Origin of the sequence: Bacillus coahuilensis m4-4 (genome assembly GCF_000171615.1) — a bacterium.
In the GTDB taxonomy this organism is placed as follows: Bacteria; Bacillota; Bacilli; order Bacillales; family Bacillaceae_K; genus Bacillus_T; species Bacillus_T coahuilensis.
In genome coordinates, this window is the sequence record NZ_ABFU01000132.1 from 1 (window position 1) to 3604 (window position 3604).

Below are 3604 nucleotides of genomic sequence, written 5' to 3' on the forward strand. Positions count from 1 at the left end.
TTAGCGTATATATGCCCTGCAATATGATGAACCCCTACTAAAGGCTTTCCATGTGCAAATGCTATGGCCTTCGCTGCATTTACTCCTATGAGTAAGGCTCCAACAAGCCCTGGACCTTCTGTCACCGCAATAGCATCAATCTCTTCCATCGTGACCTCTGCTTGACGTAACGCTTCCTCTACCACTAGTGTGATCTCTTCCACATGATGTCTTGACGCAATCTCGGGCACTACCCCACCAAATCGTTTGTGACTTTCGATTTGTGATGCCACTACATTTGACACAATGGTTGTCCCATCTTTTACAATGGCTGCTGCCGTTTCATCACAGCTTGTCTCAATTCCTAGTATGAAACGTCCTTTTTCACTCATAAATTCACCCACATTACTATAGCGTCTTCTTGGTTATCGGAATAATATCCCTTCCGAATGCCACCTTCAACGAAGCCTAATTTTTTATACAATCCAAGAGCTGGCTCATTGCTTACCCGTACCTCTAATGTCATCTTCGTCGCTCCGTGATCTCTAGCCACCTTCATCATTATAGATAACAGCCAATCCCCAAGCTTACGACCACGATACCTTGATAGTATCGCAATATTGGTAATATGTGCCTCATCCACCACTAACCACATACCACAGTAGCCAATAATTTGTTCTTTTTCCACCAACACACGATAGCGAGCAAACGAATTATGCTCCAACTCATTTTCAAATGCCGACCTTTTCCAAGGAAGAGTAAATGCATCGTTTTCTACAACAAGGACTTCATCTAAATCAGCAAGCTGCATCTCCCGGCACATGATTTCTTGATCAGCTATGTGTACCTCTACCCCTTCGATTTCTCTGCTTCGAGCCATTTCGCTTCCGCCTCTGCTAATCTAATATAATTTGGAACAAATTCATGAACTGGAGTAGGTTCACGGGTTAAGCCGATATATCCTAATTCAGATGGGCGAGGATTAGACTCGGATAGTGTGGCAATATAAGCTAGCTCCCCCAATTCTCTTTCTAACACTTCACGGTGAATTACCGTATCTCCACCAACAAATAAAACGGGTTTCCCTAGGCTTTTTAAATGCTTGGCCCACTCTTCTGCAAGGATATTACAATCCTCCATTACTGCATGGAGCTCACCATCTTGAAACCCATACAACCCAGTGTAAATTTGTCCTCTTCTTGCATCGAATAACGGTGACACGTACCCTTGGAAATAACGTCCATTCGCAGCTAAAACTGCTAAGCTTGAAACACCCACAACCGGGATATTTAAAGACCAAGCAAGCGTCTTTGCAAGAGTTACCCCAATCCGCACACCCGTATACGACCCAGGACCAATCGCCACTACAATTTTATCCAATTCTTTTGGGCTAACCTGACAATCCTTTAATAGCTGTTCAACAGCAGGCATCGCGCGTAAAGAATGGTTAATCTTCATATTCGAGATATACTCTCCCGCAACCTTTTCTTCTGTTAAAAGACTAACTCCTAATGCAAAGTTAGACGTATCTATGGCAAGTATATTCATTCAAGTAGCTCCTTACAAAGTTTTTCATACTGTGTCCCAATTGGAGTAAGCTCAATACGTCTCTCTTGATCTCCTTCATGAAAGATCCTTAACTCTAATCTCTCACGGGGCAGTTGTTCTTCAATCAAACTTGCCCATTCGACAACAGTAACACCTTCACCTTCAAAGTATTCATCAAATCCAAGATCTTCAAACCCATCTTCGACCCGGTACACATCCATATGATAAAGAGGCAGTCTTCCGTGATACTCCTTAATAATCGTAAAAGTTGGGCTATTAACCGTTCGTGTTATCCCAAGCCCTTTGGCGAATCCTTTTGTAAACGTTGTTTTACCAGCCCCAAGGTCTCCTTCAAGGGTGATCACAGCTCCTTTAAATACACGTTCACCAAGCCTTTTCGCAAATGTTGTAGTATCATGTTCACTCTGTGAAACGATTGAGTAGGACATCTTCGTATCTCCAATCTAAATTAGTAACTATGGTATATTGATAAGAAATCATAAAATCTAGATAAAAAAACCTTAGGAACTCTATCCTAAGGTGAAGTATTCTATATGTAGTGTAATGCATAATAGTTTAAACATCAAAATTTAAAAATGGCGGTCCCGACGGGAATCGAACCCGCGATCTCCTGCGTGACAGGCAGGCATGTTAACCGCTACACCACGGGACCAGATGGATTATTGCGGGGGCAGGATTTGAACCTGCGACCTTCGGGTTATGAGCCCGACGAGCTACCGAACTGCTCCACCCCGCGACAATAAAAACTATTACTAGGTATTCTCATGATCTTTTTCATTATATAGACCGCCCTGACTTCAGTATGATTACTCAAGTAGCAGCTCAGTCAGTGCGCTGATGTAATGCTCCGTAGCGTATTCGTACGTGCTCCACCCTGCGATAATAATAACTATTGCTTGATATAATATTCTCATGATCATATTCTCTAGATAACTGTCCCGATCTCAGAAAGCTTATTCAAGATGCAGCTCGATCGGTACAACTCGATGTGGATTCAAGAAGCTTATGCTCGTTGCTCCACCCCGCGATAATAAAGAATAGATAAAAGAAATATGCACGGCGACGTCCTACTCTCACAGGGGGAAGCCCCCAACTACCATCGGCGCTGAAGAGCTTAACTTCCGTGTTCGGTATGGGAACGGGTGTGACCTCTTCGCTATTGCCACCATACATATTCAGTTTGACAGTACGTTGTACTCTCAAAACTAGATAAAGTTCATGAAGATACGTTGAATATCGTGTGTTAGATTATTTGGTTAAGTCCTCGACCGATTAGTATTCGTCAGCTCCATATGTCACCATACTTCCACCTCGAACCTATCAACCTGATCATCTTTCAGGGGTCTTACTTCAAAGAAAGAGAAATCTCATCTTGAGGGGGGCTTCATGCTTAGATGCTTTCAGCACTTATCCCTTCCGCACATAGCTACCCAGCGATGCCTTTGGCAAGACAACTGGTACACCAGCGGTGCGTCCATCCCGGTCCTCTCGTACTAAGGACAGCTCCTCTCAAATTTCTTACGCCCACGACGGATAGGGACCGAACTGTCTCACGACGTTCTGAACCCAGCTCGCGTACCGCTTTAATGGGCGAACAGCCCAACCCTTGGGACCGACTACAGCCCCAGGATGCGATGAGCCGACATCGAGGTGCCAAACCTCCCCGTCGATGTGGACTCTTGGGGGAGATAAGCCTGTTATCCCCGGGGTAGCTTTTATCCGTTGAGCGATGGCCCTTCCATGCGGAACCACCGGATCACTAAGCCCGACTTTCGTCCCTGCTCGACTTGTAGGTCTCGCAGTCAGGCTCCCTTGTGCTTTTACACTCTACGAATGATTTCCAACCATTCTGAGGGAACCTTTGGCCGCTCCGTTACCTTTTAGGAAGCGACCGCCCCAGTCAAACTGCCCACCTGAAACTGTCTCCCACCCGGATCACGGGGTGTGGGTTAGAATGCCAACACGGCCCGGGGAGTATCCCACCAGCGCCTTCCACCAAAGCTGGCGCTCCCGTTTTCTATGGCTCCTAACTATCCTGGAACAAGCTGTGCCAAAA

General features: G+C 45.4%; 3 protein-coding genes, 2 tRNA genes, 2 rRNA genes and 1 pseudogene. All 8 read right to left on the reverse strand.

From position 1 onward, the window contains the following. Nucleotides 1–371 (reverse strand): annotated as a pseudogene (locus tag M44_RS19060) (tRNA (adenosine(37)-N6)-threonylcarbamoyltransferase complex transferase subunit TsaD); the annotation flags it as partial. Further along, nucleotides 368–859 (reverse strand): ribosomal protein S18-alanine N-acetyltransferase, encoded by a 492-nt coding sequence (gene rimI / locus M44_RS19065; protein WP_010170558.1) that lies wholly within the window; start codon nucleotides 857–859, stop codon nucleotides 368–370. The pseudogene M44_RS19060 and the gene rimI, both read right to left, overlap by 4 nt. Continuing rightward, nucleotides 829–1527, reverse strand: coding sequence for a tRNA (adenosine(37)-N6)-threonylcarbamoyltransferase complex dimerization subunit type 1 TsaB (tsaB, locus tag M44_RS19070; protein WP_010170561.1), 699 nt, complete (start codon nucleotides 1525–1527; stop codon nucleotides 829–831). Before tsaB ends, rimI begins: the two co-directional genes overlap by 31 nt. Beyond that, complete coding sequence (tsaE, locus tag M44_RS19075; RefSeq protein ID WP_010170562.1) at nucleotides 1524–1976, reverse strand: tRNA (adenosine(37)-N6)-threonylcarbamoyltransferase complex ATPase subunit type 1 TsaE; 453 nt, start codon at nucleotides 1974–1976, stop codon at nucleotides 1524–1526. The genes tsaB and tsaE overlap by 4 nt, the downstream gene beginning before the upstream one ends. A gap of 148 nt (nucleotides 1977–2124) precedes the next feature. Continuing rightward, nucleotides 2125–2200, reverse strand: a tRNA-Asp gene (locus M44_RS19080). A 10-nt stretch (nucleotides 2201–2210) separates the two neighbouring features. Beyond that, nucleotides 2211–2284 (reverse strand) — tRNA-Met (locus M44_RS19085). A 318-nt stretch (nucleotides 2285–2602) separates the two neighbouring features. Then, nucleotides 2603–2718: ribosomal RNA gene (rrf, locus tag M44_RS19090) — 5S ribosomal RNA — on the reverse strand. Between the two features lie 82 nt (nucleotides 2719–2800). Beyond that, nucleotides 2801–3604: ribosomal RNA gene (locus M44_RS19095) — 23S ribosomal RNA — on the reverse strand; the annotation flags it as partial.

Bases quoted from the DNA above. Each gene is read 5' to 3' on its own strand.
- rimI (WP_010170558.1), bottom strand. From the start codon at position 859: ATGGCTCGAAGCAGAGAAATCGAAGGGGTAGAGGTACACATAGCTGAT.
- tsaB (WP_010170561.1), bottom strand. From the start codon at position 1,527: ATGAATATACTTGCCATAGATACGTCTAACTTTGCATTAGGAGTTAGT.
- tsaE (WP_010170562.1), bottom strand. From the start codon at position 1,976: ATGTCCTACTCAATCGTTTCACAGAGTGAACATGATACTACAACATTT.